At 69.5% G+C, this 25,286-nt stretch carries 25 protein-coding genes and 5 pseudogenes; 20 read left to right on the top strand and 10 right to left on the bottom strand.

Annotated features, from left to right (window positions below; all coding sequences use genetic code 11):
* Positions 1–125 precede the first annotated feature (125 nt).
* The 3 genes and pseudogenes from CG747_RS43345 to CG747_RS43335 form a co-directional block, all read right to left on the bottom strand.
* Positions 126–731, bottom strand: a pseudogene (locus CG747_RS43345) (IS701 family transposase); the annotation flags it as partial.
* Positions 732–876: 145 nt separating this feature from the next.
* Positions 877–2,202: a HAMP domain-containing sensor histidine kinase gene (locus CG747_RS43340; protein ID WP_180985981.1), complete on the bottom strand. Its 1,326-nt coding sequence runs from the start codon at positions 2,200–2,202 to the stop codon at positions 877–879.
* Between the two features lie 73 nt (positions 2,203–2,275).
* A complete protein-coding gene (locus tag CG747_RS43335) occupies positions 2,276–2,950 on the bottom strand; it encodes a response regulator transcription factor (RefSeq protein ID WP_100607383.1) in 675 nt (224 codons plus the stop codon).
* Positions 2,951–3,097: 147 nt separating this feature from the next.
* Between CG747_RS43335 and CG747_RS43330 the strand changes: the two genes are divergently transcribed.
* From CG747_RS43330 to CG747_RS43310, 5 genes and pseudogenes are all read left to right on the top strand, one after another.
* On the top strand, positions 3,098–3,490 hold the full coding sequence (locus CG747_RS43330) for a hypothetical protein (protein ID WP_100607382.1): 393 nt from the start codon (positions 3,098–3,100) through the stop codon (positions 3,488–3,490).
* Between the two features lie 135 nt (positions 3,491–3,625).
* Positions 3,626–3,895 (top strand): annotated as a pseudogene (locus CG747_RS43325) (sugar phosphate nucleotidyltransferase); the annotation flags it as partial.
* 189 nt (positions 3,896–4,084) lie between these two features.
* On the top strand, positions 4,085–4,426 hold the full coding sequence (locus CG747_RS43320; RefSeq protein ID WP_100607380.1) for a PadR family transcriptional regulator: 342 nt from the start codon (positions 4,085–4,087) through the stop codon (positions 4,424–4,426).
* Positions 4,423–5,382: a hypothetical protein gene (locus CG747_RS43315; RefSeq protein WP_100607379.1), complete on the top strand. Its 960-nt coding sequence runs from the start codon at positions 4,423–4,425 to the stop codon at positions 5,380–5,382. The genes CG747_RS43320 and CG747_RS43315 overlap by 4 nt, the downstream gene beginning before the upstream one ends.
* A 97-nt stretch (positions 5,383–5,479) precedes the next feature.
* Complete coding sequence (locus CG747_RS43310) at positions 5,480–6,397, top strand: phosphatase PAP2 family protein (RefSeq protein WP_100607378.1); 918 nt, start codon at positions 5,480–5,482, stop codon at positions 6,395–6,397.
* Between the two features lie 19 nt (positions 6,398–6,416).
* Here the strand turns inward: CG747_RS43310 and CG747_RS50415 are convergent, their stop codons facing one another.
* Positions 6,417–6,590, bottom strand: coding sequence for a hypothetical protein (locus CG747_RS50415; protein WP_257981140.1), 174 nt, complete (start codon positions 6,588–6,590; stop codon positions 6,417–6,419).
* Positions 6,591–6,999: 409 nt separating this feature from the next.
* Between CG747_RS50415 and CG747_RS43300 the strand changes: the two genes are divergently transcribed.
* The 6 genes from CG747_RS43300 to CG747_RS43275 all read left to right on the top strand — a co-directional run bounded on the left by CG747_RS43300 (position 7,000) and on the right by CG747_RS43275 (position 12,537).
* Positions 7,000–7,950, top strand: a complete 951-nt coding sequence (locus CG747_RS43300) for an ABC transporter substrate-binding protein (protein ID WP_257981139.1) — start codon at positions 7,000–7,002, stop codon at positions 7,948–7,950.
* 1 nt (position 7,951) lies between these two features.
* Positions 7,952–8,935, top strand: a complete 984-nt coding sequence (locus CG747_RS43295) for an amino acid ABC transporter permease (RefSeq protein ID WP_100607377.1) — start codon at positions 7,952–7,954, stop codon at positions 8,933–8,935.
* Positions 8,932–9,702 (top strand): amino acid ABC transporter ATP-binding protein, encoded by a 771-nt coding sequence (locus CG747_RS43290; RefSeq protein ID WP_100607376.1) that lies wholly within the window; start codon positions 8,932–8,934, stop codon positions 9,700–9,702. Before CG747_RS43295 ends, CG747_RS43290 begins: the two co-directional genes overlap by 4 nt.
* Positions 9,699–10,937 (top strand): M20 family metallopeptidase, encoded by a 1,239-nt coding sequence (locus CG747_RS43285; protein WP_257981138.1) that lies wholly within the window; start codon positions 9,699–9,701, stop codon positions 10,935–10,937. Before CG747_RS43290 ends, CG747_RS43285 begins: the two co-directional genes overlap by 4 nt.
* Before the next feature lie 165 nt (positions 10,938–11,102).
* On the top strand, positions 11,103–11,963 hold the full coding sequence (locus CG747_RS43280; RefSeq protein ID WP_100607375.1) for a MurR/RpiR family transcriptional regulator: 861 nt from the start codon (positions 11,103–11,105) through the stop codon (positions 11,961–11,963).
* A 268-nt stretch (positions 11,964–12,231) separates the two neighbouring features.
* Positions 12,232–12,537 (top strand): transposase, encoded by a 306-nt coding sequence (locus CG747_RS43275; protein ID WP_100607374.1) that lies wholly within the window; start codon positions 12,232–12,234, stop codon positions 12,535–12,537.
* Between the two features lie 25 nt (positions 12,538–12,562).
* On the opposite strand, the pseudogene CG747_RS48980 reads toward CG747_RS43275, so the two are convergent.
* Both CG747_RS48980 and CG747_RS43265 read right to left on the bottom strand, forming a co-directional pair.
* Positions 12,563–12,796, bottom strand: a pseudogene (locus CG747_RS48980) (transposase); the annotation flags it as partial.
* A 67-nt stretch (positions 12,797–12,863) separates the two neighbouring features.
* Positions 12,864–13,073: a hypothetical protein gene (locus CG747_RS43265; protein ID WP_100607373.1), complete on the bottom strand. Its 210-nt coding sequence runs from the start codon at positions 13,071–13,073 to the stop codon at positions 12,864–12,866.
* Positions 13,074–13,400: 327 nt separating this feature from the next.
* Between CG747_RS43265 and CG747_RS43260 the strand changes: the two genes are divergently transcribed.
* From CG747_RS43260 to CG747_RS43235, 6 genes and pseudogenes are all read left to right on the top strand, one after another.
* The gene (locus CG747_RS43260) at positions 13,401–13,961 is read left to right on the top strand and encodes an RNA polymerase sigma factor (RefSeq protein ID WP_180985980.1); all 561 of its coding nucleotides are present in this window, start codon (positions 13,401–13,403) and stop codon (positions 13,959–13,961) included.
* Complete coding sequence (locus CG747_RS43255) at positions 13,958–14,782, top strand: zf-HC2 domain-containing protein (RefSeq protein ID WP_180985979.1); 825 nt, start codon at positions 13,958–13,960, stop codon at positions 14,780–14,782. The genes CG747_RS43260 and CG747_RS43255 overlap by 4 nt, the downstream gene beginning before the upstream one ends.
* Before the next feature lie 32 nt (positions 14,783–14,814).
* Positions 14,815–15,624, top strand: a complete 810-nt coding sequence (locus CG747_RS43250) for an ABC transporter ATP-binding protein (RefSeq protein WP_100607370.1) — start codon at positions 14,815–14,817, stop codon at positions 15,622–15,624.
* Positions 15,621–17,027, top strand: a complete 1,407-nt coding sequence (locus CG747_RS43245; RefSeq protein ID WP_100607369.1) for a hypothetical protein — start codon at positions 15,621–15,623, stop codon at positions 17,025–17,027. Before CG747_RS43250 ends, CG747_RS43245 begins: the two co-directional genes overlap by 4 nt.
* Positions 17,024–17,590: a hypothetical protein gene (locus tag CG747_RS43240; protein WP_100607368.1), complete on the top strand. Its 567-nt coding sequence runs from the start codon at positions 17,024–17,026 to the stop codon at positions 17,588–17,590. Before CG747_RS43245 ends, CG747_RS43240 begins: the two co-directional genes overlap by 4 nt.
* Positions 17,591–18,318: 728 nt before the next feature.
* Positions 18,319–18,567 (top strand): annotated as a pseudogene (locus tag CG747_RS43235) (reverse transcriptase N-terminal domain-containing protein); the annotation flags it as partial.
* Between the two features lie 369 nt (positions 18,568–18,936).
* Here CG747_RS43235 and CG747_RS43230 read toward each other — a convergent pair.
* Positions 18,937–19,329, bottom strand: a complete 393-nt coding sequence (locus CG747_RS43230) for a hypothetical protein (RefSeq protein WP_257981137.1) — start codon at positions 19,327–19,329, stop codon at positions 18,937–18,939.
* 977 nt (positions 19,330–20,306) lie between these two features.
* On the opposite strand from CG747_RS43230, the gene CG747_RS43225 reads away from it, so the two are divergent.
* Positions 20,307–21,554 (top strand): IS256 family transposase, encoded by a 1,248-nt coding sequence (locus tag CG747_RS43225; RefSeq protein WP_100607366.1) that lies wholly within the window; start codon positions 20,307–20,309, stop codon positions 21,552–21,554.
* 13 nt (positions 21,555–21,567) lie between these two features.
* On the opposite strand, the gene CG747_RS43220 is transcribed toward CG747_RS43225, so the two are convergent.
* Complete coding sequence (locus CG747_RS43220) at positions 21,568–22,356, bottom strand: SDR family oxidoreductase (protein WP_100607365.1); 789 nt, start codon at positions 22,354–22,356, stop codon at positions 21,568–21,570.
* Between CG747_RS43220 and CG747_RS50410 the strand changes: the two genes are divergently transcribed.
* A complete protein-coding gene (locus CG747_RS50410) occupies positions 22,280–22,678 on the top strand; it encodes a hypothetical protein (protein WP_257981136.1) in 399 nt (132 codons plus the stop codon). The genes CG747_RS43220 and CG747_RS50410 overlap by 77 nt on opposite strands.
* Before the next feature lie 101 nt (positions 22,679–22,779).
* On the opposite strand, the pseudogene CG747_RS50405 reads toward CG747_RS50410, so the two are convergent.
* Positions 22,780–22,971: pseudogene (locus CG747_RS50405) on the bottom strand (alcohol dehydrogenase catalytic domain-containing protein); the annotation flags it as partial.
* A gap of 273 nt (positions 22,972–23,244) precedes the next feature.
* Between CG747_RS50405 and CG747_RS43210 the strand changes: the two are divergent.
* Positions 23,245–24,399 carry a Gfo/Idh/MocA family protein gene (locus CG747_RS43210; RefSeq protein ID WP_100607364.1) on the top strand — a complete coding sequence of 385 codons (1,155 nt, stop codon included), beginning with the start codon at positions 23,245–23,247 and terminating at the stop codon, positions 24,397–24,399.
* A gap of 584 nt (positions 24,400–24,983) precedes the next feature.
* On the opposite strand, the gene CG747_RS43205 is transcribed toward CG747_RS43210, so the two are convergent.
* Entirely contained in the window at positions 24,984–25,202 is a 219-nt protein-coding gene (locus CG747_RS43205) for an ATP-binding protein (RefSeq protein WP_100607363.1), read from the bottom strand.
* Positions 25,203–25,286 lie beyond the last annotated feature (84 nt).

The raw sequence follows: 25,286 nt of genomic DNA, 5'->3' as shown, positions 1-25,286 counted from the left end.
ACCTGTCTACAAGATCATTTCAATGTAGCTTTTGCAGGCATCTTGGCCGGACCCCCTGTACGCGTGGCTGCGGATCACGCGTTTGGGGCGGCACCGGTCATCAAGGCGAGCAGGCTGTGCCAGTCCTGGCCGTAGAGCGCATCCGCGGTCACCCACGCGATGGGCAGCGGTGAGGCCAGTGCCCGGGTGACCAGGTGTCGGGCGAGCTCGGTCTTGGTGGCGAACGCCCGGCCGTCGGGCACCCCTGCCGCCCGGCACCGTTCCCGGTCCGACGTCCAGGACTTCGGCAGGTACAGCTGCCGGTCGACCAGGGTCCGGCCCCGCGTCGAGGCATAGGCCGCGAACACGGCGACCTGGCAGTTCTCGGTAGGTCCCGCCGTGCCCGAGTACTGCCGCTGCACGCCCGCCGAAGTGGTGCCCTTCTTGAGGAAGCCTGTCTCGTCAATGATCAGGACGCCGTCGGGCTCGCCGAACCGTTCGGCCACGTATTCCTGCAGGTCATCACGGACTTCGTCCGGATCCCACCGGGCCCGGTCAAGCAGGTGCTGCAGACCGGCCGGCACGTCATGGCCGACGCACTCGGCCAGCTGCCAGCCGTTCTTCCTGCCGACAGGACCGAGCAGCCCGCGCACGTAGTCCCGCATCCGCCGCCGCAGATCGACCCGGCCGAACCGGTGACCGATCCGCAGCAGCACCTCCTCCAGCTCCGAAGCCCAGACATCGGGCCGCACATCATCTTGCACGATCAGCACAACAGTGATCGCATGCCGCCGGTCACGAACTCCGGCAACATGACGGCCAGTCAGCTCGCTACACTCGAAAACAAGCCTTTGACCAGCGGCAATAGCGAACTGCAGCTGGAGTACTAAGAGGTTTCTAAGAGTTGCGGCCTGCGGGGCTGCTCTCCCCTGGAGCCCGAGGCGCAGCGTACGGTGCTTTGGGCAGGCGTAGGACGAGGCGGGCGCCGCCCTGGGGGCCGGTGGGGGCTTGGGCGGTGAGGGTGCCGCCGTGGGTGGTGGCGATGGAGCGGGCGATGGCCAGGCCGAGTCCGGTGCCGCCGTCCTGGCGGGTGCGGGCGTCGTCGAGGCGGGTGAAGCGGTCGAAGACGCGCTCGCGGTCGTCGGCCGGGATTCCAGGGCCGTCGTCGGTCACTTCCAGTACGACGTCGTGGCCGTCGATGGCCACGCGGACCTGGATGGTGGTGGCCGCGTGGCGGCGGGCGTTCTCCATGAGGTTGGTCAGCAGTCGGGTCAGATGGGCGGCGTTGCCGAGTACGGGCGCGGGGCTGGGGGCGTCGATCTCCACGGGCAGGGTGGCGCCTGGTTGGCGGGCCAGATCGTGGGTGAGGGGGGTGAGGTCGACCTGGCGGTGGTGTGGTTCGTGGTGGGCGTCCAGGCGGGCCAGTAGCAGGAGGTCGCTGACGAGGTCCTGGAGGTGGTCGGCGTCTTCGAGGGCTTCGGCGGCGACCTGGGGCCAGTGCGCGCTGTCGGGGCGGGCGAGGGCGAGTTCGAGGCGGGTGCGCAGGGTGGTGAGCGGGCTGCACAGCTCGTGGGAGACGTCACCGGTGAAGGTGCGCAGTCGTGTGACGGCGCGGTCCAGGCGGTCCAGGGTGGCGTTGAGGGTGGTGGCCAGGCGGGAGATTTCGTCCCGTGCGGGTGGGACCGGGAGGCGGCGGTGCAGGTCGTTGGCGGTGATCTCGGCGGCCTCGCGGCGCACCGCTTCGACCGGGGCCAGGGCCCGGCCAACCGTCACCCATGTCAGCAGCGCTCCGAGCAGCACGATCAGCAGCACACCGGTCGCCACAAGGACGAGCACGCTGCGCAGGGTGTCCTCGGCGGCGGTGAAGTCGACCGTGCCCTGGACGCTGTAGCGGCCGTCGGCCGAGAAGGAGTACACCTTGGTGCCTTCCGGGGCCTGCGGTGCCGGGGACTTCGGCTCCCGGGACGGTCCGGGGGACGCTCCAGGGGTGATGCCCGGCACGGGGACCAGCTTGAATTGGGCTTCGCGTACCTTGAGGCCGTCGACGGTGTACGCGCCGCTGCCACTCTTCCCTGCGTGGTGCAGTAGCTCCACTGCCAAATCGACTTGCCGCTGCGAGGAGTTGCGGGCCGACTGCCACAGGTCGCCGCGTACGGTGGTGAGCAGGATGTCTGCCCCCGCGGTCAGCGCGAGGGTCAGCACCGCGGCCACGGCGAGGGTCATCCGGCCCCGCACTGTGGAGGGCCATATGCGGCGCGGGGACCAGCGGCGTACGGATGATCCGGGCATCAGGCCCTCAGCTTTCGGGGGACAGCCGGTAGCCGGCGCCCCGGATGGTGCGGATGCTCCGGCGCCCGAACGGCGCGTCGATCTTCCGGCGCAGCGCACTGACGTACACCTCCACGATGTTCAAGTCGCCCTCGTAGTACTCGTCCCACACCCGCCCGGCGATGTCGGTCTTGGTGACTACCTCGTCGGCCCGCTCGGCCAGACAGGCCAGCACCGCGAACTCCTTCGCGGTCAGCGCCACTTCGTCCGGGCCGCGCCAGCAGCGCAGTGACAGCGGCTCGATGCGCAGATCTCCCACCTGTAGCACCGCCGTCGCACGGCGTCCGGAACGGCGGATGAGGGCCTTGAGGCGGGCGGTGAGCACGACGAAGGAGAACGGCTTGGACAGATAGTCGTCCGCCCCCGTCTCCAGACCTTCGGCCACGTCGTACTCCCCGTCCTTGGCGGTGAGCATCAGCACCGGCGTGCTGCTGCCCGCTGCGCGCAGCCTGGCGCAGACGGCATAGCCGTTCAGACCCGGCAGCATCACATCCAGCACGATCACGTCGTACGTTCCCGACAGCGCACGCCGCAGTCCCTTGCGCCCATCGGCGACCCAGTCCACCTCGAAGCCCTCGTCGGCCAGCCCCTGGCGCAGCAGAGCCGCCAGACGTGCATCGTCCTCCACCATCAGCATGCGCATGAGGTGCAGCCTGCCTCACCGGCGGCTTGAACGGCGCCAACGCTGAAGTCTGCTTCAGGGTTTCAGTGTGGCTTCAGCGGCACGCCGGCACGGTGATGCCCAGTCGCCACCGCGGATCGAGCGGTGACCGGACCGGAAGGACTTGCTATGCGCAAGCCCCAGACCCTCAAGCGCGCTGTCATGATCGGCGCCACCGCTCTTCTCGGCGTCAGCGCCGCCATCGGCACCGCCCATGCGGATGGCGCCAACACCTCCGACGCCACCAAGCCCGCGGCCACCAAGCCCGCGGCCACCGCCAAGTTCACGGACAGGACCGCGTCCTTCTCCACCAAGGTGACCGGCAAGCACAAGAGCGGCAAGGGGGCGAAGTTCTGCGCCGAGCCGGTCGATGTGCCGGCCGGAGCGACCTTCGTGTCCGACAGTGCCGACAAGCCGGGCCTGAAGGTTTCCACCAAGATGATCGGCAAGTACAAGAACGGCAAGGGTGCGAAGTTCTGCGCCGAGCCCGTCGAGCCCGCCAAGCCTGCCCTCAAGAAGTAGGCCGGTTCGCATCAGCGCTAACTGAACCTCAGGGCCGTCCCGCTCGCCAGGCGGGACGGCCCTGAGGGGTGCCCGGCGGGGATGGACCGGCACGGCCGACGCGGCGTGGTGTTCCGCTCGCTGGAGGCGGGCACGCCGATCGTTGCGGAGTTCGAGCGCTCGCGGCCCGACGCGCGGATCCTGCTGACCAAGGTCGCCGACCCGTCGGCGTTCGGGGTGGCGGACATCGACAGCGGCGGGAAAGTCGTGCGGTTGGAGGAGAAGCCTCAGGAGCCGAAGAGTGACCTGACGCTGGTCGGCATCTCTGTGTTCACGCCCGCGATCCACGAGGCCGCGGCCGCTGTCACGCCGTCGCGGCGGGGCGAGCTGGAGATCACCGATGCGATCCAGTGGCTGATCGAGCGGGACTGACGTTCCGCTCGGCCCGGACCAGGTCTCCTCGACGCATCCGCCAACGCCGCGCGGATGCGTCGAGGAGCCCGCCGTCGCGCCCGCAGGTCGCGAGAGGGCGACGCTCGCCGCGTGCGTGGAGACGCTGCCGATGACCACCCAGGGCCGGCAGATATATTTCGTTGCTCGATATATGCTTGATGCATGACACGGCAGTCCCAGTCCTTGACGGAACCGCAGTACTTCATCCTTGCTTCGCTCATGGACGGACCGTTACACGGTTACGGCATCATCAAGGCCGCCGAGCGGGCCACCGACGGGCGGCTCCGGATCGCTGTCGGCACTCTCTACGGCGCGCTGGAGCGGTTGGAGCGGGCCGGGCTGGTGGCCGCCGGTCATGAGGAGATCGTGGACGGGCGGGCGCGGCGCTACTACCGGCTCACGGAGGACGGCGCCGCGATGCTCAGCCGGGAGGCACTGCGGATGCAGCAGGCGGCGGCTGTCGTCATCGGGCGCTCGCGGGATATCGGAGCGGCCCCGGCATGAACCGTCTGCTGCTTGCGGCCTATCCCGAGTCCTACCGTTCCCGGCAGGGAGAGGAGTTGCTGACCTGCCTGTCCGAGGCGTATCCCGGCCGTTCCTGGCCCCCGCCGCGGGAGGTCGTCGCCTTGGCGCGTGCCGGGGCGCAGGCCCGAGCCCGTGCCGTCGTCGACGACACGGCCCGGCCGTGGTGGCTGGACGGCATCCATCTGTCCGCTCTCGTCCTCGCCGCGCTGGCGCTGGTGCCGTACCTGCAGGATGTGTGGCACTGGGCACTGCACGTCGATCCCGGCCGGAATGCCATCGCCTTCCACTTCTCCGGGTGGTACCCCTGGTCGCAAGGTCCCGGCACGCGGACACGGCTCCTGCCTTACGGGCTGCTTCCGCTGGTCTGCCTGATCGCCCTGCTGCGCGGCAAGCCGTGGATCGCCCTGCCGGCCGCAGCAGCGATGATCTACGCCGGTGCCACGTTCAACAGCACTACGTTCTTCGGCGACGAGGGCAAGGCGGGCCTGGGCTACTACGGGTTGGGAGCCCCGATAACGGCCCATGACCTGGTGCTGTCCGGGGCACTGTGCACCGCGTGTGCCGTGCTGGCGGCCTGCCGTCCTGCCCGGCTGCGGCGCCACTCGTACCGCTGGCTGGTCCCCGTCGTGCTCGCCATGTTCGTGGCCGGGGACCTGCACCTCACCTCCATCAGTCCGGCCTTCCAACGCGGCCTGTTCACCCTCGAAGTCGCTGCGTTGATCGCCGCGTGGGCGGCGACGGCCGCCACCGGCGACTACCGGTGGCTGATCCCCGTCGCGGCGTTTGCGTTCATCCGCACACAGGCGACCGTCATCCAGCCGAACGGGTTCATGCAGTCCCTGCCGCACCTGGTCGTCCTCGTGCTCCTCATCGCCCCCCTCCCTGCCCTGGCGATCGCCGCCCAGCGCCGGCAGAGCCGGGCGCTCCCCGAATAGGAGCGAATCCCCGATGGGCCGACCGGACCTGCCGGCCCACCTCGCGCCCAAAGCGGCGCGTGACCGCACTGCTCGCCCACGAAGGCAGAGAAGGACGATGACTCAGCAAGATCACTCGACCCTGTCCACGCACCGTCCGGACGGCCCCGGCCAGGCCTCAGAAGCCCCGGCCGGCCCCAGCCCCTCGCGGACGACACGGCCGTGGACCCCAGCTCTGCTGTATTTCCTGGGGTTCCTGGCGGTCTACCTGATCGCTGTCTGCACCCCGTTCGGGCAACGGGCGGAGAACGCCGTGCTCGACCTCGGTGTACTACACGACATGAGGACTGCATGGATCTATCCCTGGTCGGGAGCGGCTTACGGCTCGACGCCCCTGCCACCGCTGGAAATGAGCCACACCGGCACCCTGATCGTGGGCTTGGGCGTCATCGCGGTCGTGACCCTGGTGCGCAGGTGCTGGTGGCAGGGGTGTGCGGCGGTCGGGGTCGTTGTGGCCACGATCGGGGGCAAGGAGGTGCTCAGGGCGGTCCTGCCCCGCCCGGACCTGATAAACGCAAGAGAAATGCTCATCGAGTCGAGCTTCCCCAGCGGGCACGCGATCATCCCCGCCGCGCTGACCCTCGGCGTCATCCTCGTCGCCTCCCCCCGCATCCGCCCCTACGTCACCACGGTCGGCGTGCTGTGGCACGCCTGCATCGCCGCCGCCGTCCAAGCCCTCGGTCACCACCGGCCCAGTGACGTGCTGGGGTCCACACTGCTGGCCTGCGCCTGCTACAGCCTCGTGACCTGGCTGCTGCCCACCGCCGCCGCACCGGACATCACCCGCAGCCCCCGCGCGCTCCCGCCCGTCGCCCTGGCACTGTCCGCGGCCGTCGCGCTCGCCGCCGGCGCACGGAGCGACACCCTCGTGGGCTCATTGGTCGACGCAGCCGCGGCCTTCGTGTGCGCAGCCCTGCTCTGGTACATCGCAGCGGAGGGGCCCGCACACCTCGCACGCCGCACACTGGCCTCGTAGTCCTAGTAGATCGTCGCGGCTAATGCTTGGGGTAGAGGTGGCGCAGTTTGATGCGTGCATCGTGGGTGGTGAACTGCCAATTCACCTGGCGTTGGTCGGTGTTGGTGGCGTTCTGCCAGGCCGTGAGTTCGGTGTTGAGTGTGTTGAGGTCGTCGATGCGGCGGTCGAGGCATTGCCGGGTGAGTGCGCACATGGTCCCTGGGGTCAGGTGCAGACCTTTCAGGGCACCGGTATGGCTCGGGAGCACACGGGGTTCACGGTGGCGGTGCGGTCGTTCTCGTCAGTGCACCGGCACAGCATGACCACTGCACCGGACGGGGTGTCGCGGGTGCGTCGGGCTGGGAAGGTCGTGCGGAAACAGGTATTACAGACACTACTCAGCAGCGTGGCTGCGTAACGTCACCCTTGGGGGGGGCTGCCTTCGCGCTCCCCCAAGAAGGGCCGCAATCGCCACATTGCGGATGGATGGCCGGTCGGCGCAATGCATCACGAGGCCGTAATGTGCATAACATCTATCCAATCTCATTGGCTCCATGTAATTTCCTCTTCGTGCTCGTCGTCGGCGTCTCCCGCCGGCAGTACGTCAGAGGAAGGATTCGACCGTGGTGCACACCTGCCTGACCCGTCACGTGACCGCCGCAGCCGTTCTGTCGGCCGTGGTCGTGGCAACACTCACGGCGTGCGGCGGTCAAGCCGCCAGTACGGCGCCGCCCGCCCGTGTCGCCGTCGCGGGGGCGCAGATCACCCGGGATGCGGCGCTCCACGACGCGCTGCCGGCCGGCATCAAAGACACCGGCACGGTGCGGGTGGCGACCGATGTGCCCTACGCGCCGTTCGCGATGTTCGTCACCGAGGGCAAGCCGGACCTGACCGGTCTGGACTACGACCTGGGGCAGGCGCTGGGCGCCAAGCTCGGCGTGCGGTTCGCCTTCACGCCGCAGAAGTTCGACGGCATCGTGCCGGCAGTCCAGGCGGGGAAGTTCGACGTCGCCATGTCGGCGCTGACCGACACCAAGGAGCGCAGGCAGGTCCTGGACTTCGTGGACTACTCGGTTTCCGGCTCGGGGGTGTTGGTCGCCAAGGGCAATCCGGCCCGGATCACGAAACTGGACGACCTGTGCGGCCGCCACGTGGGTGTCGAGGCCGCCACTCACCAGCTTCAGCTGCTCCAGACCCACCAGGCCGCGTGCACAGCCGCGGGCAGACCGCAGATCGGCATCCAGACGTTCCCCAAGGACTCCGACGCGCAGCTCGCGCTGCGCTCGGGCAAGGTCGTGGCCGATGTGCTGACCAAGCCCGCCGCCGGCTGGACGGCCAAGACCGCCGACGGCGGCGGCGCGTTCGAGGTGGTCGACGACCCCTCGGCGAGCGCCGGCTACGGAGCCACGCCCAACGGCATCGGCGTCAGCAAGAAACTTCCACAGCTCACCGAAGCCATCCGCAAGGCACTTCAGCAACTGATCGACGAGGGCACGCTCACCAGGATCTGTGACAAGTACGGCGCGGCGTCGATCGCAGTGAAACAGGCCACCAAGAACGGGGCGGTGTCCTGACATGGCACCCGCTACCGCACCCGTACCCGCCAGCACCGATCCCGTCCGGTCCGACGAGGCGCCGCCGCAGGACCTCCTGGCCGTGCCCGTGCGGCACTGGGGCCGGTGGATCGCCGCCGTGGCGGCGGTGACCGCGCTCACGGGACTCGTCGGGTCGCTGGCCAACAACGCCAATCTGCACTGGGACATCGTCGGCCGCTACCTCTTCGCCGGCCTGGTCTTCGACGGCCTCGTCACGACACTGTGGCTGACCGCTGCGGCCATGGTCCTCGCCCTGGCGCTCGGCACACTCGTCGCCGTGATGCGGCGCTCGACCAATCCCGTCCTGTACAGCCTGGCCACCGCGTTCGTGTGGGTCTTCCGTGGTACCCCGCTGCTTGTCCAGATCATCTTCTGGGGTTATGCCGGGGCCCTGTACAAGCACGTGATGATCGGTGTCCCGTTCACGCACATCACCTTCCTCCAGGCGGACACAAACAGCCTGCTGACGCCGGCGGTGGCCGCGCTGCTGGCCCTGGGGCTCAATGAGGCCGCATACGCCAGCGAGATCATCCGCGCCGGCATCCAGTCCGTCGACGAAGGGCAGACGGAGGCCGCGTACTCGCTCGGCATGCGGCCGGCGCTGACCATGCGGCGCATCGTGCTGCCGCAGGCGATGCGGGTCATCATCCCGCCCATGGGCAACGAATCGATCAACATGCTGAAGATGACCGCCTTGGTGTCGGTGATCTCCGCGCACGACCTGATGTCCAACATCCAGGACGTGTACGCACAGAACTACCAGGTCATTCCCCTGCTCGTGGTGGCCAGCATCTGGTATCTGATCCTCGTCACTCTGCTGAGCTTCCCGCAGTCCTGGCTGGAGCGCCGTTACGGACGCGGCACCACCCGTAGCGGGCGCACCAGCCCGCTACGGCGACTGCTCACCGGGGCCGCAACTCGTCTGCCCGCCCTCGGAGCCGGCCCGAACCACCAGAAGGGATGACCGTGACAACCCCCATGGTGCACGCCGAGGGCGTGCGCAAACACTTCGGAAGGCTCGACGTCCTCAAGGGCATCGATCTGACCGTGGAACGCGGTCAGGTCTGCTGTCTGCTCGGGCCGTCGGGTTCTGGGAAGTCCACCTTCCTGCGCTGCATCAATCACCTGGAGAAGGTCGACGCCGGGCGGCTGGCCGTCGACGGTGACCTCGTGGGCTACCGGCAGCAGGGCGGCAAGTTGTACGAGCTGCGGGAGAGGGAAGTCGCCCGGCGTCGCCGCGACATCGGCATGGTCTTCCAGCGCTTCAACCTCTTCCCGCACATGACGGCCCTTCAGAACGTCATGGATGCCCCGGTCAAGGTAGCCGGTGTTGACAGCTCACAGGCGCGGCTCGACGCGGAACGCCTGCTGGACCGGGTCGGCCTGGCCGACCGGGCGGGCCACTATCCGGCCCAGCTGTCCGGCGGCCAGCAGCAGCGGGTCGCCATCGCCCGCGCCCTGGCGATGAAACCCAAGCTCATGCTCTTCGACGAGCCCACCTCCGCCCTCGACCCGGAACTGGTCGGGGACGTCCTTCAGGTCATGCGGCAACTCGCGGCGGACGGCATGACCATGGTCGTGGTCACCCACGAGATCGCCTTCGCCCGCGAGGTCGCCGACACCGCCGTCTTCATGGACGAAGGCGTCGTCGTCGAATCCGGCCCGCCGCGCCAGGTCCTGGCCGATCCGCAGCAGGAGCGCACCCGCCTGTTCCTGTCCAAGGTCCTGTGACCGCCCCCTCGCGGCAGCACCGCGACACATCCGCCAACGACCCGGCCGTCACGGCCGCGCTGCTGGCCCAGGCCGAAGCCCGGCTCGACGGCTACCTCCGGGATCTGGCCGAGCTGGTGTCGATCGACTCCGGCTCCTACAGCCCCGACGGCGTCAATCTCGTCGCCGCGTGGACCGCGGCCCGGCTGGAGGCGATCGGCTTCGCCACGCAACGGATCGCGCTCCGGCCGGCCCGTGGCGACCGGTCCGGTGACGTCCTGGTGGCCCGCAATGCCGGCCGCCTGCCGCAGGCCGACGGTGGCCGGCGGATTCTGCTGGCGGCCCACATGGACACCGTCTTCGAGGACGGTACAGCCGCCGCACGGCCGTTCCGCATCGCCGGCTCGCTGGCCCACGGACCCGGCGTCAGCGACGACAAGGGAGGGCTGCTGGCCGGCCTGACCGCCCTGGAGATCCTGCACGCCGCCGGCCTGGACGACTATGCCGAGGTGGTGTTTCTCGCCACCCCGGATGAGGAGATCGGATCGCCGGCCAGCCGCCCCGTCACCGAACGCACCGCGCACGGCATGGACTATGCGCTGGCGCTGGAGTGCGCACGGGAGAACGGGGATCTCGTGGTCGCCCGCAAGGGCGTGGCGGACTGCCTGCTCCGCGTCACCGGCCGCGCCGCGCACGCCGGCATCGAACCCGAGCGGGGGGCGAATGCCGCCCTCGCGGCGGCTCACCTGGTCCTCGCCCTCGAGGGACTCAACGACGACGGGGGAGACGTGACTGTCAACGTCGGCGTCGTGCGTGCGGGCAGCCGGGCCAACATCGTCTGCCCCGAGGCGGAACTGCGCGTCGAGGTGCGGTCGCCGACCGCCGCGGGTTTGGACCGTGCTCGCGCCGCGATCGAAGCCGCCGCGGCCCGCCCCACCGTTCCCGGCACGACGGTTCAGGTCCAGGAGCTGGAGGTATGCCCGCCCATGCCGGACACGCCCGCTTCCCGTCGGATCTTCGCGCACGCTCTGCGGGCCGGGCAGCAGCTGGGCCTGCCGATGGGCGCCGCGGCGACCGGCGGCGTCGGTGACGCCAACCTCATCGCCGGATGCGGTGTACCAGTGCTGGACGGGCTCGGGCCGGTCGGCGGGGCCGACCACTCACCGGAGGAATGGCTCGACGTCACATCCGTTCCCGCCCGGATCGCCCTGCTCGCCTCCCTCATCGCCCGCCTCGGCGATGCCCGCACCGGCTGACCCATCGGCCTCCCGCACCGGCGGTGTACCCGCCGGCCGGTGCGGGAGCCCACACCTGCCGCCGTGATCCCTGCCTCGTGCACGCAGCCGCGCCACGGCCGCGGCGGCGAGGCGGGCACTAGGCTCGACGGACAACGATCTCGCTCACGAAAGGAAGGCACCACGATGGACTCCAGCGCCCTCGCCGCGGAGATCCGGCAGAAACTGGGGGATCTCAGCCCGGCTGAACGCAAGGTCGCCCGCGTGCTGCTGGCCGGCTACCCGTCCGCCGGCTTCGAGACCGTCGCGGTGCTCGCCGAACGCGCAGGGGTCAGCGCTCCCACCGTCATCCGCTTCGTCAACCGCCTCGGCTACCGGGGCTTCCCCGACTTCCAGGCTGCGTTGCGCACCGAGCTCGACGAACGCAACGCCTCCCCTCTGTCGCTGTACACCACACCCGGATATGGCCGCGAACCGCAGGCGCGCGAGCTCACCGCGGACCAGATACTCGGCACGGCGGTCACCCGCACGCTCGCTGAACTGCCGCCCCACGACCTGGAACGCGCCATCGCGCTCCTGGCCGATTCCAAGCGCCGGATCACGCTGGCCGGCGGTAGGTTCACCCACCTGCTCGCCCAGTACCTCGGACTGCATCTGATGCAGCTGCGCGACGACGTGCGCTTCCTGCCCGACCGCCATGTGGAGCGCACCGCGGTCCTCACCACGCTCAGCCGCCGCGACGTCCTGGTCGTGTTCGACTACCGGCGTTACGAGGCCGACAAACTGGTCATGGCTCAGATGGCGCAGGAACAGGGCAGCCGCGTCATCCTGTTCACCGACACCTGGCTCTCCCCGGTCGCCCAGCACGCCGAGGTCGTCCTGCCCAGTCAGGTCACCGCGCCCTCTCCCTACGACAGCTTCGTGCCGACCCTTGCCGTCACCGAGATGATCGTCGCCGGCGTCCTCAACACCCTCGGTGAGGACGCCCGCCGCCACCTGCAGGCCGCCGAGGAAGCTGCCGACAAGGCCGGGCTGTACCGCCGCTGACCCGGTCCCGGGGCAGCCGCGCCCTCGGAGCTGATCACCAGGGCCCGGGCCGTACCGGGCCAATCCGTCGGCTGTGCGGCCACGCCGCCCCCTGGGCGCAGGCGAACCTGATCCCGCTCGACGACCGGGACACGCTGGCCTCCCTGGGCAGCCCATGGCATCCGGGTAGTGCGATCACGCCAGAGGGGCAAGATCCCAGGTGAAGCTTCCCCCTTGTGACTGGACACCTGGAAACTGGGGCGTGAGGTTCCAGAGGAAGTAGTGCCAGGTGGGTAGTCAGTACTCGAAGCGGTATTCGGAGGAGTTCAAGCGGGACGCGATCGTGTTGGCCCGCTCCTCCGACAAGACGATCACAGAGGTCGCGCGGGATCTGGGCGTGAGCCCGGAGAGTCTGCGTGGCTGGGTGAATCGTGACCGAATCGCCCGGGGCGGGGGCACGTCGGGCGAACTGACGAGCGCGGAGCGCGAGGAGCTGAGGCGGCTGCGCAGGCAGAACGCCGAGCAGCAGAAGACGATCGAAATCTTGAAAAAAGCGGCCTTAGATTCAACCGGTCAGAGCAACAGTGCTGGTTGAGGATCTCCACGTCCTCTCGCAGCCTGCGGTTCTCCCGCCGCAGTGCGGCAAGTTCCTCGCGTTCGCTGCTGGTCAGGCCGTCCCGCTCGCCCGCGTCGACCTCGGCCTGCTTTACCCAGTCCCGCACCGCGGTCTCGGTCAGGTCGAAGTCCTTGGCGACCTGACCGACCGAGCGGTCACCCCGCCGACACAGCTCGACTATCTCGGCCTTGAACTCCGGCGTGAACGACCGGCGAGGGCGAGGCTTCTTCTTCCCCATGCTCTCCATGATGGACATCATCCTTCCGGGGCCGAAGCCCCTGATCTCCGATGTCCGCCAAAGCGGATCAAGCCCACCGGACCGACCAGGTGCGGTAGCGGGAGCGAGTGAGGATGCCGGCCTCTTCCGGCTGTCGGAGCTGGTAGAGCACGGAACTGCTGCTGCTCAGCCCCACTGCAGCACCGATCTCGCGCACGGTCGGGGCATCACCAGTCTTGGCGATGTGGCTGCGGATGGCTGCGAGGATGCGGCGCTGGCGGTCGGTGAGGTCGCGCATACGCCAATAGGTGCACGTGTTTGTTTTCGAGTGCAAGTCGGGCCTGGGGGCACTCGAACGAGAAGGTGACTGAGCGCTTCGGTTGGCGAGTGAGTGCTTCGGTTGGCGGGCTGGACCTTCGGCATCGATGGCGACTGCGAGTCGGTCGGCGTACTGCCCAAGGCTGCGCCGAGGAGGGTGAAGCACCTCGAGACGCCAGGGTTCACCACGAGCCGGGTCGAAGCCGGCGACCGGGTTTCGCGGGGATCGCAATCCTCCGCGCGCGACACTGTGACGCAGCTCACGGTAGATGCAAAACCTGCGCGCCGCATCGGGCGTCTGGCTGGTGTGAGATCACGCAGGAGAGCACTGGACGAGCTGGACGAGGAACGCCTCGTCCGGCTGGTGGCCAGAGGTGACCGCAGGGCGTTCGACGAGTTGTACCGGCGTACGTCGCCGTGGCTGGCGGTGCGGTTGCGCCGCCGCTGCGCGGACGAGCAGATCGTCGCCGAGGTCATGCAGGAGACCTATCTGGCGGTGTGGCGCGCGGCCGGCGCGTTCGCCGGGAGTGCGGTCGGCGGGACGGCCGTCGGGTGGCTGTGGACGATCGCGGCGCGCCGCCTCGTCGACGCGTTCCGGCGCCGTGCCCACCACGCCGAACCGCCGGTCGCCGCCGCCGAGCGGGCGGTGGTGCCCGCGGCGGAGGAAGAGGCACTCGCCGGGACCGTCGGCGGCGACGTCGGCGACGCCCTGCGGCAACTGGCGCCGGAACTCCGCCAGGTACTACAGGCCACGGTGCTCGACGGGCTCTCCATCCGAGAGACCGCCGTCCTGCTCCAACTGCCCGAAGGCACGGTCAAGACCCGCGCCCGCCGGGCCCGGATCGCGATGCGGGAGGCGCTGACATGAGCGGGGAACACGCGTCGAGGCAGTTGATCGACGACTACGCACGTGGTGACGCGACGATGGCTGCGGACACGGTATGGGCGTTGGAGGCCCATCTGGAGACCTGCGCGTTGTGCCGGAGCCACCTGGCGGCCTGTGTGGCCACCGAGGCGCCCGGCATCGCCGCGCTCGTCGACACCGTCCGGGCCGGTCTGGAACCGCAGTTGGACGCGGCCGTCAGGGCACCCTCGCGGCGACACCGCCCGAGGTGGGTCGCTGCCTGGCTGACCCCGGTCATGGCCCCGTGGTTGGCCATGACCGTCCTCGTCACCCTGATGGCGCTGCTGCTGGACGCGGTCGCGTCGCCGACGTTCTTCGGCGGCGTCTCTGCCGTGGTGCTGATCGCGCCCGTGCTGCCGCTGTGCGGCGTCGCCGCATCGTGGTCGCGCGGCCTGGACCCGGCGCACGAACTGACGGCCTCGACCGCCCGAGCCGGCCTGCCCCTGCTCCTGCGGCGCACCGCGGCGGTTCTCGTGGTGGTCCTGCCCGGGCTCCTGGTGGGGGGATGGCTGACCGGCACGATGTCGGCCGCGCAGTGGCTGCTGCCCTCCCTGGCCTTCACCTCCACCGCCCTGGCGCTGGGCAGCGTGGTCGGCGTGACCCGCGCCGCCACCGGGCTGGCGGGCTCCTGGGTCGCCGTCGTGGTACTCGCGTGGGCCACCGACCACGGCCCCGTGGACCTGGAGCGTGCCCTACAGCCGGACCAACTGCCCGCGTGGGGGCTGTTCTTGGTGCTCGGCATCGGCGCCGTGATCGCCCGCAGAAACGCGTACTCAACGCTGTGAAACCATCGTCGACCCTCGCAAGGGACTACCGCATGACGCCCACCACTAGCGCGGCCGACGCCGCGCCGAAAACCTACGCCTGGGAGATCCGGGCCGACGGCCTGAAAGTACGCGTCGGACGCAAGAAGATGGCCGTCGACGGGCTCGACCTGTCCCTGGGCACCGGCACCCACGGCCTCCTGGGGCCCAACGGAGCGGGGAAGACCACCCTGATCCGGACGCTGGCCACCGTGCTGCGCCCCACCGAGGGCGAATTGGAGATGCTCGGCACCTCCGTGGGCGGGATGGTTGACCACCGGGCCCTGCGTCGCCGGATCGGCTACCTGCCGCAGGATTTCGGCTATTACAAGCGCTTCACGGTGCGTGAGTTCGTCGAGTACATGGCCTGGTTGAAGGAGGTTCCGAAGGCGGTCGTCCCCGGGGCCGTCCAGCGGGCCGTGGAACGGGTGGGCCTGGCGGACCGCGCCGACCATCGGATGAAGACCCTGTCCGGCGGCATGGTGCGGCGGGCCGGCATCGCCCAGGCCATCGTCAACGATCCCGCGGTGCTGCTGCTGGACGAGCCGACAGTCGGCCTGGATCCGGCGCAGCGACTGCGCTTTCGCGAGCTGCTCCAGGAACTGGGCCGCGACACCTGTGTGGTCGTCTCCACCCACCTGGTCGAGGACGTCGCGGCCGCCTGCTCCGACGTGGTGCTCTTCGCCGACGGCCGCCTCGTCTTCCAGGGCACGCCGGACGACCTGGCCGCGGCGGGCAGCCCCGACCACCCGGGCGACAGCCCCCTGGAGCGCGGCTACTCGGCGCTGCTCCAGAGCTCCGGTCGGCAGGGAGGCACCTGGTGAACGGACGTGTCCTGCGCATCGAACTGAAGCGCTCCCTCGCCCCGTGGCTCGGCATCGTCGTCCTGGCAGGCAGCCTGGCGGTCTTCTGTCTGATCGACGGGATCTGGTGGAGGGGCGACGCGGGGTGGACGGCCCAGTGGACCTCCATGGCCCTGTGGACCCGGTACCTGCTGGTCTTCTGGTGGCCGCTCGTGGTGGGCATGGGAGCGGTCTACGGGCTGCGCGAATCCCGCTCGCGGACGGCCGAACTGCTGACGACCACGCCGCTGCCGGCCTGGCGCCGTGCGGCGCTGCCGGCCGGTGCGATGGCGCTCGCGTTGGCATCGGGCTTCGGCCTCCTCATCCTGGTGGGCGGAGTCCAGGTGGCCCTCGGCGCCACCACGTACATGCCTCTGGGTTGGCTGCCGATCTCGCTCGTGGCGGCGCTGGCCCTCGCCGCGGGGGCCGTGTTCGGCATGGGCGTCGCGCGGGCCGTGCCCTCCGTGCTCACCCCGCCGGCCCTGACCGTGTTCCTCTTGCTGACGTCCCTCCTCCTGCGGCAGGCCAATGACGGGGAACTGCCTTCGAGCATCCCGCCGAACCGGTTCGCCCTGCTGTCCCCGGCCACCGCGGAGCCGCGGGAGATGCTGCTGACCCTGTCCGGTTCCGTGCACCTCGGTCAGACGCTCTGGCTGCTCGGCCTGCTCGCCACCGGCTTCGCACTGCTGTCGGCCGCCACCCGCCGGGCCCGGCTGCTCGCGGTGGCCCCCGTCCTGGCCGGCGCCGCCCTGGCCCTGCTGGTCCTCCCGGCCGCTCCGCGCGACGCCTACGTCGTCGACAAGGCCGCCGCCACCCTGGTCTGCGATGGCCCGGTGTGCGTGACGCAGGCAAACCGCTCACGCCTGCCCGAGCTCGCGCCGCGCGGCAAGGAGGCGCTGCGCGTGCTGCACGACGCCCTCGGTGACAAGGCGCCCAACTCGGTGCGGGAGGACACCGAGTTGCGCGCGATCGGCGACCCACGCGAACTCTCCGGCAACGTGGTGCTGATCGACTTCGACGACCCGCTGATCGCCCACGCGACGGGGACCGAACTGACCCGCCTCCTGGTCGCCCAGGGCCTGGCACCCAACTGCGCACCGCGCACCCCTTGGGAGGGCGGGGGGCAGGTCGACATCCCCGCACAGAGCGTCGCCGCGAGCTGGGCCCTGGGCGATCACCAGCTCGAACCGCTGCAGCAGCCGGACACCGACGCGCGTCCGCAGGCCGCGCATCCGCAGGGTGCATCGGCGAACGCCGAAGTCGCCTGGGAGAAGCTGACGGCCCTGCCGCCGGCCGAGCAGCGCTCGCGGATCGCCCAGGCGCATGCCGCCGCGCTCTCCTGCAAGAACGCGCTCGCGGCGCTGACGGGGGAGACATCCTCATGAGATGGCTGATGCTGTATGCGCGTTCACGGCAGGTGCCCACCTCTGCCGCCGCGGTCGCGCTCGTCGCGCTGGCGGTGTGGGCCCTCGACGGCCCAGGACCGGTGGACCTGGGGATCGTGATCCTGGTCCTCACCGCGAACGTGGCGGCCGCTTCCGTCGGGCTCGGCGGGCAGGATGCCGCGCTGGACCGGACGGCCGCGATCCGGTGGATGCCTCGGCGGGCCGCGCACGTGCTGCTGATGGGCGCGGTCGCCGGGGCGGCGCTGCTGGCGGTCCAGGCGGCCGGGCCGAAGCTCGCCCCGGCTGCGCTCGTCGTCCGGGACAGCGCGGGCCTGGCCGGCCTGGCCGCGCTCGGGGCGGTGCTGTGCGGGGCACAGTTCGCATGGACCCTGCCGATCGGCTGGCTCGCGTTCACCCTCGTCGTCCCGTTTCCGCCCGGCATCGTGGGAGAGGTGGGCGGCTGGATGATCCTTTCCCCCGCCACGACGGCGTCCGCCGCGACCGCGTGGGCCCTGCTGGCGACCGGCACCGTGCTGTACGCCACAGCAGGACCGAGACGGTAACGGACACGCCCGCGCCGAGCGCTTCAGTTGGCGAAGCTCGCCAACTGAAGCGCTCAGTGTGCGACACGAAGTCGCTCCAGGTAAGTAAGTCCAGCCACGTGAAGGAGGTATCGATCGGCTGAACTTCGGACCAGTGTCCAAGGTCCGTCCCCGCGCTCCCATGCGTCGCTGGTAACGGCGGAGTGTGAAGCGGAGCGTTCAAGCCCAAGAGCGTCCCGGCCATCGGGGTGCAACAGGTGAGGGGAAGGCTGGACGGGCGAACGCAAGTGAACCCTTGATGATGCCTCGTGGCTTTAAGGCCGCGTCGATGGCGTGTTGGCGGCGGTCACAGGACCCGGTGCTGCAAGGCACCAAGCGACCTTCGGGTAACTGAGCCCGGAGGGAGGACACCGCTGGTCCCGTGGTAGAGGGGGCGCCCACCCCAGCCGCGTCTTACTGGTGCGGAACGTGGAAACCCCGACGGGGTCCAAGCCCAGGCTTGGTAGGCCGACCGCAAGGAAGGCTGAAGTCCCCGGCGGGAGAAGGAAGATCCAAGAAGCGAAGGCCGGCGGGCCGAAAGGCCAGAGGAAACCGGGAGACGGGACCTTCACTCATCTCTTGCATAACTCGCCGGATACGGGTCCTGGTGGCCCGGCCCGAAAGGGTGCCCACGTGGATCAGGTGAGCCTTTGAAGTCACCACTGCAAGGAAGCCGGAACCGAGGGGCAAGTCAGACACCGGAGGCGAACATGGAGATCACGGCACCTGCCGTGATGCCGTCGCCTGCGGTGAACGGACCCGAGGACGACTTACTCGACTGGCACGGCATCGACTGGGCCACCTGCGAGGAGAACGTACGGCGACTGAGGCAGAGGATCTTCAAGGCGACGCAGGACGGGGACCTCAAGAAGGTCCGCAACTTGCAGAAGCTCATGCTGCGAAGCCGCAGCAACACGCTGATCAGCGTGAAGCGGGTGACGCAACAGAGCAGTGGTCGCACGGTGGGGCATGAAGCGCACCGTGACCTTCAGGCCGGCTTGTCCGGTCATCCAGGGGGACGCAACGAGTGGCCCTGACCGGACGGCGCGGCCCGGCCGCTGAATGGGCCGGACGGCAGCGGGGTGAACGGGATTGCACCGAGCGGGAGTTGGGGACGAATGGCGACACGGGCGTGCGGGCGCCGAAGGACCGGGGGCGCCGGGGCACCGCCGAACGGCGGCGGGGAGCGCTGCACAGTCGAACGGCGTACGTGAGTAGGCGGAACGGCCCGGCCGAGGCGTGGCGCCTCCGGTGGAAGGCTTTTGCTGCCCTGTGCGCGGTCGACCGCTAAACAGTGATCGTCGGGCGTCGGTACGGAGGTGCTGTAGCTACAGCTGAGCCTTGGTTGTGGTCTTGATGCGGGTGTCCAGCAGTGCCCATACGCGGCGCCCGTCCGGCGCTGCGTCTGTTCCGCAGGAGGATGTGACGGCGGTTGCCGCGATGCGGGCAAGAACGTCATCGTCTGGGGCAGGGTCGGGACGGTGGCTGAGCACGACGACGAGCGCCATCGCGTCCTGGTCTGCCACATGGACGCTAATCCTCTTTCCCTCATCCGCCACGGCCGCCTCGACCAGGAGTTGGCACACGCTCGTGACCGCTTCCTCGTCCGTTCGGTAGCCCCAGCCCCGAAGGGCCTCCACCACGCGGCCGCCGACTTTGCCGGCGGCCCATCGATCCGACGTGATCGTGAAGTTGCAGACCTGGCGGTTGCGAACTGTCATACGAGCTCGTGTGCGTGTGGCGAGGCGCCGGGTCTGCGGGCTGGGCAGCGGTAGACCAGCGAGTGTCTCAGGTCGCGGAAGCTCGACCGGCCGCTTCGGAGGCGGAGGTGTCTTTGGGGGGTAGGAGGGCGGGACTTGGGGTCCCTTTGCATCCAGGGGGTCCATCTGCCCACTCTTGCGGTGGAACACGGTGTGTGGCAAGAGGACCCGGCAGGGGCTGGTCGGTCGGGTCCGGACAGCGTCGACCGGCCCCGGCGCAGCTGCTCCACCTCGGCGGGAGGGGCGGTCGTGGGTAGGGCCTCGGCGACCTCAGCAGGCGCCTGGGCGTACCGGCGGACCTCCGGAGTCGTTCGCCACGCCCCGGCGGCAGGACGGACGAGCAGGTACGCGGCCAGGATCACGGCGTCACTGATGGCCGCGCGGGCGGCAACGCGCTCGGTGGCCGGACAGGCGTTGTCCTGGGCACGGGGTGCTCGGCGCTGGCGCAGGCCAGAGGCAGCCAGATCTCGTCCGCCAGGGCAGCCCCGACGAGCGCGCCGAGCGGCAGCCCGGCCGCGAGCGCAGCCGCCAGCGTCCGCGCCCTCGCTGTCCGGGCCGGCTGGGGGGCGAAGGCGACCGGCTCCAACGCGGCATCGCCCTCGCCCAGCCAGCGCGGGGGCGGTGCGGCGGGCGAAGGCCATGGCGCCCGCGCGCTGCTGGCCGTCGGCGGGCCAGGCCGTGCCCCGCGCAACTGAGCCCGAATCACCAACGGTCGCCACAGTGGGTGTGTTGCCGCCGTCTGGCGGAGGGAGCCCGGGTCGCACCACGGTGAGCAGGTCGCCGGCGCTCACATCTTTGCGACCCCGAGCCGGGCGCGACGAGCAATGCTTAGGACTTGTGGATCCGCCCCGGGCGGGACGCAGAAGGCGTACCTTCCCGATGATCCTGTGATGTCCGAGTAGGCCCGCGTTCGCAGCGCGGGTCGGGAAGGCACGCCCATGCTCAGCGTAGTGACTGACGACGGCTCCACCCAGTCCGGCTCCCTGATCGACGAGATCGTCCGCGAGGGAGCTCGCCGGATGCTCGCCGCCGCGCTGGAGGCGGAAGTCAACCAGTACATAGCCGAGTTGGCTGCGGAAACCGACGAGCTTGGACGGCGCCTGGTGGTCCGCAACGGCCATCACCGACCCCGGGCCGTGGTCACTGCGGCCGGCCCGGTCGAGGTCATCGCGCCCCGCGTGAACGACCGCCGCGTCGACGACGAGACCGGTGAGCGCAAGCGGTTCTCCTCGAAGATCTTGGCGCCGTGGTGCCGCAAGTCGCCGAAGATCTCCGAGGTGCTGCCGCTGCTCTACCTGCACGGATTGTCGTCCGGTGACTTCGTGCCCGCGCTGGAGCAGTTCCTCGGCGGCACGGCGGGGCTGTCGCCGGCGACCGTGACCCGGCTGACGAAGCAGTGGAGCGACGACCACGTCGCATTCCAGGACCGAGACCTGTCCGACCGCGACTTCGTCTATGTGTGGGCGGACGGGGTCCATCCCAAAGTGCGGCTCGGCCAGGCGCACTCGTGCGTCCTGGTCCTGCTCGGCGTCCGTCTCGACGGCACCAAGGAGCTGATCGCCCTGGCCGAGGGGCTGCGGGAGAGCACGGAGTCGTGGGCCGATCTGCTGCGCGACTGTCGCCGCCGGGGTATGCGCGACCCGGAGCTGGTGGTCGGAGACGGTGCGATGGGCCTGTGGAAAGCCCTGGCCGAGGTGTTCCCCGCCGCGAGGCATCAGAGATGTTGGGTTCACAAAGCCCGGAACGTCGCGAACTGCCTGCCGAAGTCCGTGCAGCCAGGCGCGACGAAGTCGATGCAGGAGATCTACAACGCAGAGGACCGTGCCCACGCTGAGAAGGCGATCGAGACGTTCGCCCGCACTTACGGCACGAAGTGGCCGAAGGCTGTCGCGAAGATCACCGATGACGCGGACGAGCTGCTGGCGTTCTACGACTTCCCAGCCGAGCACTGGGTCCACCTGCGGACCACCAACCCTATTGAGTCGACGTTCTCCACGGTCAAGCTCCGCACGAAGGTGACCCGCGGGGCCGGCAGCCCGGCCGCCGCCTTGGCGATGGTGTTCAAGCTTGTTGAGTCTGCCCAGGCCCGATGGCGGGCGATCACCGGTGCTCACCTGGTGTCGCTCGTCCGGGCGGGGGCCCGCTTCGAGAACGGTGTACTGGTTGAGCGGCCGGAGGCCGCGTAGCCGGTCCGGCTGGTCAGTGGGCGAGACCGCCGTTGCTCTTGAGCAGTTGGCCGTTGATCCACTGGCCCTGCGGTGAGCACAGGAAGTCCACGAGGTGAGCGGTGTCCTGGGGGCTGCCCAGACGTCCCAGCGGTGTCTGGCGCAGTACGTGGTCGCGGATGTCGTCGGACATCCATCCGGTGTCGATCGGGCCGGGGTTGATCACGTTGGCGGTGATCCCGAGGTGGGCGAGTTCGTGGGCAGCGGCCAGGGTGATGCGGTCGAGTGCGCCCTTGCTCGCCCCGTAGGGCACGTTGCCGACAGTGTGGTCACTGGTGAGGGCGATCACGCGTCCGGTCCCCGGAGTCCCGCGGAAGCGACGGCCGAACTCCCGGATCAGCAGCCAGGTGGCACGGGCATTGACCGCGAAGTGGCGGTCGAAGCTCTCCAGGGTGGTGTCGAGCAGGCCAGAGTCCACCGACTCGCAGTGGCAGATCACCAACGCGGTGATGTCGCCGAGACCGCCCTGAGCCTGGTCAAAGACTCGCCCTGGGGCCTCAGGATCGGCGAGGTCCGCCTCGACCGCCACCGTGTCGGCGCCCCGTTCCTCCAGGGCCTTGGCGATGGTGTCCGCGGCGTCAGTCTCGATGCCCCAGGCCATGCGCGCGTCGTACGGTGTCCAGTACGTGAAGGCGACGTTCCAGCCTGCCTCCGCCAGCCGGCAAGCGATCCCCGCGCCGATTCCGATGGACCGGCCGACGTCGGTCACCAACGCGATCGGCCTGGCGGCATCGAACAGCGGCTTCTCATCAGCAGTCGTCACAAGGCGCAATCGTTCGGCCTGCTACGTGGGGATGGCAACCCGATTTTCCTTCAGCTCATCCACAAGTCTTGACGATTACTCGGGCGCGACCGCCCCACGGCAGTACGCCTGTCAGCCCGGCTGCGGCAACACGGTCCGCACCGACGCCCACGCTCTCCAACTACGGACCATTACGAACCAGAAGGCCGAGATCGAAGAGCTCCGCCAGCTGGTCACCAAGCTGACCCTCGCCAGCGCTGTTCTTGTCGACCGGATCGCCACAGAGTGCAAGCCTGCAGCCGTCCGGGACAGTGTGCTGCCGTTCCCCCGCCCCACACGGTGATGCGCCGAACCCCGAAGGCCCGTGAGGCCGGCGCATGCTTCAACAGCCAGCCATCGGCGTTCGGAATGCCCGTCACGAAGCTGCGCTGGAGGGGACAGGGAAGGCAACTCGGGCGCGAACGGGATCACCTGGCCGACTGGGGCCAGGGCGTACTGCGCGTACGCCCCGTCGTACGAGTGGCCCATCCCGCCCCTCATGGTGGCCATCTGCTGACCGGGGCGCAGGCCGCTGCTGGCGGGCCTTTCGTCGATCACGCCGACGCATTCGATGCCGGGGACGCGTGGCAGCGTGACGTCCGTGCTGGCAGGGTCCGATGGCATCACGGCCTGGTGCCGTCCGCACTTCGGCGGGGTATAGCGCCGGTCATTCGCTGGGTTGTTCCTCGGCCGGTTTGGCGGCTCCGACGAGCCGCAGGGCAGGGTGCGGGGAAGCGAACTCGCCGAGTGTGGTGCCGTTGACCAACGGCGAACCAATCGACATAGCTGAACATGATGCTTGGACCGTGTCCTCCGTGGCTATTGGCCGTTTTGAGGTGAGAGCAGGCGGTCGCGAACACTGGGGTGCACATGACGTCCACTTCCCCTCACGGAGAGCTGATTCGTGTCGGTGTCGTAGGTCTGAGCGCGAGCGGCGGGTGGGCGGCGACCGCCCATGTGCCGGCGCTGGCCGGGCTCGATGGATACGAGTTGCGGGCGCTGAGCGCCAGCAGCGCCGAGTCGGCGCGTGCGGCCGGCGAGAAGTATGCGGTGCCGCTGGCCTTCGACAGCGCAGAGGGGCTGGCCCGCAGTGAGGAAGTCGATCTCGTGGTGGTGACGGTGAAGGTTCCGCACCACCTGGAGCTCATCCGACCCGCGCTGGAGGCGGGGAAGATGGTGTTCAGCGAGTGGCCGCTCGGTACCGACCTCGCGCAGGCCGAGGAACTGGCCGACCTCGCGCATCGCAGGGGTGTGCTCACAGGAGTCGGCCTGCAGGCCCGGTCGGCTCCGCCGCTTCGGTATCTGCGGGACCTGGTCGCCGACGGCTACGTGGGGCGGGTGCTGTCGACCAGCATGCTCGGGTCGGGCTGGATCGGGGGCGCAACTTACGACGACAACTATGCGTACGTGCTGGACGTCAGGGGCGGCGCCACGTTGCTGTCGATCCCCTTCGGGCACTCGGTCGACGCGCTGGCCATGGTGCTCGGGGAGTTCCGCGAGGTGTCGGCTCTCATCGAGAACCTGCGCCCTGAGGTCACGAACGTCACGAGCGGGGCGGTTGCGGCCAAGAGCGCGGAGGACCAGATCGTCGTCACTGGTGTGCTGGAGTCGGGGGCCGTGGCGGCGATGCACTTCCGCGGGGGGACGTCCCGCGCCACCGCGTTTCATTGGGAGATCAACGGCACGGACGGCGATCTCGTCGTCAAGGCCGACCAGGCTCTGTGGTTCCAGGGGCGGCTGCGGCTGTACGGCGCCCGGGGAGAAGAAGGTGCCTTGGCCGAACTTCCGGTTCCCGCCCGCTATCAGCGCTGGCTGACACAATGGACGGAGCGAGGTGCCGAGCCTGCCTACAACGTCGCCCACGAGTACGCGCTCCTGCGCGACCAGATCACCGGGAACCTTGCACCGGACGAGGACGGCGTTCCCGACTTCCGGCACGCCGTCCGGCGGCACGCCATGCTGGAGCAGGTCCGAGAGGCGGCGCGCGCGGGCCGGAAGGTCACACTCGCAGAGCAAGGGTCGTAGGCATCGAGGAGAGTCCGGTCGGGAGCTCCACTGTTTCGCCCTCGGCGAGGATGCGGTAGGCCGTGACGACTGAAGGGCGCTTCTGCCCGAGGTGATGACGAGCTTTTGGGCGAGCTGCGGGGAATTGGGCCCCGGGGAAGAAAGGAGGACCTATGGCTGCTCTGGGTGACAGCCTCAAAAGGCGTCGAACACGCACGAGCCCGCCACCGTGGTGGCGGGCTCGTGCGTGTCGTCGGGCTGGTCGTCTTCTGCGGTCCGGCGATCAACCACAGGATGAGCGCGGCGTTGAGAACTTGCGAGTAGCGGTACACGCCTGAGATTCCGCGGCCGCCGGCCTGTTCCGGCCTGGGGGAACACCGGAACCGTGGTGAGCGGTAGGCCGGTTTCGGTTCGGGTCTCTTACAAACGGCCAGTTGAGAGAGGCGCCCGGCGACGGGTAAACCGCCCGGATTCGCCCAGCTCGCCACTCGCAGAAGTCCTCTCAGAACTCGTCATTTATGAGAATCGCAGTGCTCGACGGCAGCCGCCGCTCCATGCGACAGCTGGTGCCGTCATCCGGCGCAGCCTGCTGCCGCGCGGTCGAGTCAGGGCACGCTGGTGACGTCGGCCCAGTGGACAGCGCGTTCGGGTTCCTCACGGTCGCCGTGCGCGGCGGTGAGCTGATCGACGATCTCCAGTCCGCGGCCGTGTTCGTCGGGGGTGCAGCTGGCTGCCCAGTCGCCGTCCATGGCGGCAGGGCCTCCATCGGACACCTCGATGTGCACTCGCTGGGTGCCCGGGTCGCGGCTCAGTCCGAAGTTCATCTCGCGGACATCGCGCCCTGGTCCGCAACCTCTCCTCTGCCCGGCATCGTCGAAACCGCCGTGGTGCTGAGGCTCCCGCCGCGG

The sequence above is a fragment of the Streptomyces sp. CB02959 genome, from assembly GCF_002803155.1.
Taxonomy (GTDB): Bacteria; Actinomycetota; Actinomycetes; order Streptomycetales; family Streptomycetaceae; genus Streptomyces.
This window is presented reverse-complemented; position numbering and strand designations above follow the sequence as displayed.